The organism is Candidatus Accumulibacter vicinus, assembly GCF_000584955.1.
Lineage (GTDB): Bacteria > Pseudomonadota > Gammaproteobacteria > Burkholderiales > Rhodocyclaceae > Accumulibacter > Accumulibacter vicinus.
In genome coordinates this window covers 29,688-30,582 of sequence record NZ_JDSS02000016.1, presented here as the reverse complement: position 1 = coordinate 30,582, position 895 = coordinate 29,688, and the positions used below count along the sequence as shown (strand labels likewise).

Sequence of the window (895 nt, the reverse complement as noted above, 5' to 3'; positions counted from 1 at the left end):
TCGCCACCTGCCGGCAGTTGCTCGAGCAACATGGCGGCGAAGTCCCACACTCGCGCACCGCCCTCGAAGCTCTGCCGGGGGTCGGTCGCAAGACCGCCAACGTGGTCCTCAACACCGCTTTCGGCGAAGCCACGATCGCTGTCGATACACATATTTTTCGGGTCGCCAATCGCACCGGGCTGGCCCCCGGCAAGACGCCCCTGGCCGTCGAACGTGAGCTGCTGCAGGCAGTACCGGAGGAATTCCTGCATGCCGCCCATCATTGGCTGATCCTGCACGGGCGCTACGTCTGCAAGGCGCGCAAGCCCGATTGCTGGCGCTGCAGCATTGCCGATCTCTGTGCCTACCCGGAGAAGACCCGTGTTTCGCCTGGGCCGCCGCCCCGATGAACGCCATCACTGCTCCGATCCCCCGCGCAGCCTGGAGAAGCCATGTTCAATCCCAGCCGTGAACAGGTCCGCCAGTTTTTCTGCGAAGCCTGGCGAAAATATCGCGAACGCGCGATTCTCGAAGGCGCCGAGGTCACGGCGGCCGACCTGATCCGGCATCACCCTGAATACCACGCCCTGCTCGAAAACCCGGCGCTGGCGCTGGAGCAGGAGTTCACGCCCGAGAGCGGGCAGATGAATCCCTTTCTCCATCTCTCGCTGCACCTCGCCATTGCCGAGCAGATCAGCATCGACCAGCCACCGGGAATTCGTGCCGCCTATCAGGCCCTGCGCACCCGCCTCGACGTGCATGCCGCCGAACACGCGATCCTGGAATGCCTGGGCGAAGCGCTCTGGCGTGCGCAGCGGCAGGGTGGGGCGATCGATGCGGCGGCTTACCTGGACTGCTTGCGGCGGGTGGTTAGCCCATCTTTAACATCCCATACGCATATTTCCTGCTTTCCAGG

General features: G+C 64.2%; 2 protein-coding genes. Both read left to right on the top strand.

Translation table 11 applies throughout. The features are described from left to right. The coding region (nth, locus tag CAPSK01_RS21795) for an endonuclease III (protein WP_273703075.1) at positions 1-389 on the top strand (389 nt) is incomplete at its 5' end. Positions 390-431: 42 nt separating this feature from the next. Continuing rightward, a partial coding sequence (locus CAPSK01_RS04420; protein ID WP_273703074.1) for a DUF1841 family protein occupies positions 432-895 on the top strand: 464 nt, incomplete at its 3' end.